Genomic DNA, 4,722 nt, shown 5'->3' with positions numbered 1-4,722 from the left:
TTCTCAAACAATGGAGCCTCTACAAAATCCGGGGCGGTTCAAACCGCCTATACGTCGTCTTGTCCTGCTTGTTTGTCGGATGAAGAATTAGTATAGACGACGGCTGCAATACAAAAATAGCGATGTTTTGGCATCGCAGGAGTCGCCTTTGGACATGCCTTAAAAAATGGGGCACGCCTTGTCGATTAACGGGCGTTCAAAGGCTATCAAGACACTCAAGACGAGAAGGCAACGTGCGCGACTAATCGGTTATGCATCGTTTTCACCCAACTGAATGTCGTCTCACAATGTGAGATCAAGGCGTAAAGGGGGACAGCTCCGAAATTTTGATTTGCAAAACGTATTTTCACAGTATGAAATCAGTTCTCCAAGTGCTTGATTTTTATAGCTAAGAATAACTTTTATGTCTTATGTAAGACATAAGATGGATGACGGATGGTCCCGTATCATTAACCCCAAGCGATGAGCTTTTGCTTCTGGCGGAATTAACGACGAAATACAACCCATTCGATTCATCTTCATGGAGTCTTACATGTCCGAGTACCACACTGACGTTCAAGCGATTAACACTCTCAAGCAGCGTAACGGCAGCGGTTGGGATGCCATCAATCCCGAATCCGCGGCCCGCATGCGCGCACAGAACCGCTTCAAGACCGGGCTCGATATCGCCCGCTACACCGCCAGCATCATGCGCCGCGACATGGCGAATTACGACGCCGATGCCTCGCAATACACGCAATCGCTGGGCTGCTGGCACGGCTTCATCGGCCAGCAAAAAATGATCTCCATTAAAAAGCACTTCGGCGGCACCGAACGGCGCTACCTCTACCTATCGGGCTGGATGATCGCCGCCCTGCGTTCGGAGTTCGGTCCCCTCCCCGACCAGTCGATGCATGAGAAGACCGCGGTTCCCGCGCTGATCAAGGAACTGTACACTTTCCTTCGCCAGGCAGACGCGTGTGAACTGGGCGGCCTGTTCCGCCAGCTAGATAGTGCCGAGGGCACGGCCCGCGCAACCATTCAAGCCAAGATTGACAATTTCGTGACCCACGTCGTGCCGATCATCGCCGACATCGACGCCGGCTTCGGTAATGCGGAAGCCACCTACCTGTTAGCCAAGCAGATGATCGAAGCGGGCGCCTGCTGCATCCAGATAGAGAACCAGGTGTCGGACGAAAAGCAGTGCGGCCACCAGGACGGCAAGGTCACGGTCCCGCACGAGGACTTCTTGGCCAAGATCCGCGCCGTGCGCTACGCCTTCCTCGAATTGGGCGTGGACGACGGCGTCATCGTCGCGCGCACCGATTCGCTGGGCGCGGGCCTGACCAAGCAGATCGCTTACTCGCGCGAGCCGGGCGACCTGGGCGACCAGTACAACAGCTTCCTCGACGTGGAGGAAGTGACGCCCGGCCAGCTCGCCAACGGCGATGTGCTGATCCAGCGCGAGGGCAAGCTGCTGCGGCCCAGGCGCCTGCCCAGCAACCTGTTCCAGTTCCGCGAAGGCACGGGCGAGGCGCGCTGCGTGCTCGACTGCATCACCGCGCTGCAGAACGGTGCCGACCTGCTGTGGATCGAGACCGAGAAGCCGCACATCGCGCAGATCGGCGGCATGGTGCAGGAAATCCGCAAGGTGATCCCGAACGCCAAGCTGGTGTACAACAACAGCCCCTCGTTCAACTGGACCCTGAACTTCCGCCAGCAGGTGTACGACGGCATGAAGGACCGCGGCGAAGATGTTTCCGCCTATGAACGCTCGCAGTTGATGAGCGCGCAATACGACGACTACCCGCTCGCGCGCGTGGCCGACGAGCGCATCCGCACCTTCCAGGAAGACGCGGCGCGCCAGGCCGGCATTTTCCACCACCTGATCACGCTGCCGACCTACCATACGGCGGCCTTGTCGACCGACAACTTGGCAAAGGACTACTTCGGCAAGCAGGGCATGCTGGGTTACGTGGCCGGTGTCCAGCGCAAGGAGCTCCGCCAGGGCATCGCCTGCGTCAAGCACCAGAACATGTCCGGTTCGGACTTGGGCGACGACCACAAGGAATACTTCAGCGGCGAGGCTGCGCTGAAGGCGGCCGGCAAGCACAACACCATGAACCAGTTCTGACGAGCCGACGGGCCGGCGGACGCGCCGGCTTGAATATCGTCGCCCGCGTACGGCAACTTCTTGCGTTCGATTTCGGCCCGAACGTGGCATATGGATTATCGCAGTCCGCGATATTTCCGCCTTACGCCGGAGCGGTAATCCCGCTAAATCTGAGCACGTATCTGGGGGCATACTGAATCGACTACGGTTCTCTAGACACTCGCGAGCCGTTCAAAATATCGCTTCTCAAAATCGATTGGCGACAGTTTTTCGTTGAAGCCATGCCGGCGCTTCGGATTGTAGAACATCTCGATGTAGTCAAAGACGTCTTGCCTTGCTTCGTCCCTGGTTCCGTAAATTTTGCGGCGAATGCGCTCCCGCTTCAGCAGTTGGAAGAAGCTTTCGGCGACAGCGTTATCGTGGCAGTTCCCTCGCCGACTCATACTCTGCTCCAGGTTGTGCGCTTGCAGGAAATCTCGCCAGTCGTAGCTGCTGAATTGACTGCCCTGGTCCGAATGCACCATCACGGTATTGGTCGGCTGGCGGCGCCAGACAGCCATCAGCAAGGCGTTCATGGCCAGTTCCCGGTCTATCCTTGAACTCATGGACCATCCGATGACTTGGCGTGAAAACAGACCAAGCACCGCAGCTAGGTAAAGCCATCCTTCGTAAGTCCGAATATAGGGGTGAGTAGACCGTGGGAATTTCACCCACGGCCCCTCTCAGAACCGGACGTGAGCCTCTCAGCTCATCCGGCTCCCATCATCCGGCCGATGGAACATATCCCGATCTCCNGGGGTGAGTAGACCGTGGGAATTTCACCCACGGCCCCTCTCAGAACCGGACGTGAGCCTCTCAGCTCATCCGGCTCCCATCATCCGGCCGATGGAACATATCCCGATCTCCAGTGCACGAATGCACTTTCAAACTGCCGCGCAAGTCGCCCGAGGGCGCGGCCTGCTCGGGTTTTATGCCGAGCGAGGTGCTTGTACTTGCGCATCATCCAGCGCGTCAGGTAGCCATTCACATGCCGCCACACAGGTGACATGGCCGACTCATAGAATCGACCGTAATACTGTCGCCATCCCCGGAGTATCGGATTGAACATAGCCGACAGATCGGCCAAGCTCTTGTCGCATTTGAGCTGGAGGTGCCACCCGCGTATCGTCTGGCGCATTGTCTTGAGTGCGTCACGGCTGACGGCTGGTGCGAAGTTTACGTAGACCCGACCATATTTGTCGACCGCCTTACGCGGCCGAAATGTATAGCCGAGGAACGTGAACTGAACACATGGGTAGTCTCCGGCCCGATTGACATCCTTGCAGTACACGATTCGGGTTTTCTCTGGATGCAGTTCAAGTCCGCACTGCCGGAATCGCTCGTCGATCTTTGCCAAGGCGAACTTGGCCTGCGCCAGACTTCGGCAGTGGACGACACCGTCATCGGCATAGCGACAAAAGCGCACGCTCGGCAGATGACGCCGTACCCAACTGTCGAATGCATAGTGCAGAAACAGATTGGCAAGCAAAGGACTGACGACGCCGCCTTGCGGGGTGCCACGCGTCCGTTCCACCAAGGTTCCTTCCGGCGTCTGCATTGGCGCTTTCAGCCAACGCTCGACGTATAGAAGAACCCATGGCGTCTGGCAGTGTTTCCTCAACGCCTTTAGAAGCAGCTCATGGTCGATGTTATCGAAGAGCCCCTTGATGTCGAATTCAACCACCCAGTCGTACTGCCAACTGCGCCGACGGACGATGGCGACCGCATCGTGAGCGGAACGCCCGGGTCGATATCCGTACGAGTTCTCATGAAACACCGGATCAATGACCGGCTCGAGCAAGCGCTTGACCACCGTTTGCGCCACCCTGTCCGCGACTGTCGGCACTCCAAGCATACGTACACCGCCAGACTTCTTCGGAATAGGCACGCCTTTGACAGGCGGCGGAAAATAGCTACCGGAACACATGCGGTTCCAGAGCTTGTACAGGTTGCCGCTTAGATGACTTTCGAACTGCTCCAGCGATTCGTGATCGATACCCGCTGATCCTCCATTCGCTTTGACATATTGATAGGCTTCCCAGATGAGCGCCTTGGGAATGTCGTACGGCTTGGTCATCAAGCAGCGCTCCTCCCGCTGTCGCGGTTGGCGCAGTTCGATGCCGGGATAACGCAGCCCCTTCGCTCCACCGCCATTACAGCGGCTTCATCACTACTACGAGCTGCTCCGTCCCTTGGTGGCGCATCGCTATTATCGGCCTTGCCTTTCGAGCTTGTGCCTTTCGCTTTACATCGCCACCGAAGGTTCCCGCAGTTCGACGTAAGAGCCCGAACTAGGCTGACGCTGCCTCTATGCCGGACACCGCCTGGCCCGTAAGCAGGTAACGGCCAGACTGATCGCGGGGCAACATCACTCCCCGGTTTTGATGTCGTCTGAGTACTTTCGACACTTGAACGGCAGTTCACGGTTGTTCGTCTTCCTAATCCATACCTGACGCCTGATGGCGCCTTTTCCATGACGCTCACGACAAGGGCTTTTGACCAATGCCGCTCATGGTGGTTTGCAACCCGCTCCTGCAAGCCGATTGCGAGGGGCCTACCCTCATCTCCTACGCCGCTTGCTGCGGCACACT

2 protein-coding genes and 1 pseudogene are annotated in these 4,722 nt (G+C 57.5%); 1 reads left to right on the top strand and 2 read right to left on the bottom strand.

Annotation, left to right across the window (positions count from 1 at the left end):
- The first annotated feature begins 532 nt into the window (after positions 1 to 532).
- Entirely contained in the window at positions 533 to 2,113 is a 1,581-nt protein-coding gene (locus QPK32_RS26365) for an isocitrate lyase (protein WP_290415747.1), read from the top strand.
- Between the two features lie 191 nt (positions 2,114 to 2,304).
- Here QPK32_RS26365 and QPK32_RS26360 read toward each other — a convergent pair.
- A pseudogene (locus tag QPK32_RS26360) lies at positions 2,305 to 2,775 on the bottom strand (IS3 family transposase); the annotation flags it as partial.
- 191 nt (positions 2,776 to 2,966) lie between these two features.
- The gene (gene ltrA / locus QPK32_RS26355; RefSeq protein ID WP_290415746.1) at positions 2,967 to 4,208 is read right to left on the bottom strand and encodes a group II intron reverse transcriptase/maturase; all 1,242 of its coding nucleotides are present in this window, start codon (positions 4,206 to 4,208) and stop codon (positions 2,967 to 2,969) included.
- Between the last annotated feature and the right edge of the window lie 514 nt (positions 4,209 to 4,722).

Origin of the sequence: Massilia sp. YIM B02763 (genome assembly GCF_030412015.1) — a bacterium.
Lineage (GTDB): Bacteria > Pseudomonadota > Gammaproteobacteria > Burkholderiales > Burkholderiaceae_D > Telluria.
Note: the sequence above shows the minus strand (reverse complement) of the source record. Positions and strands in the feature narration are given on the sequence as shown.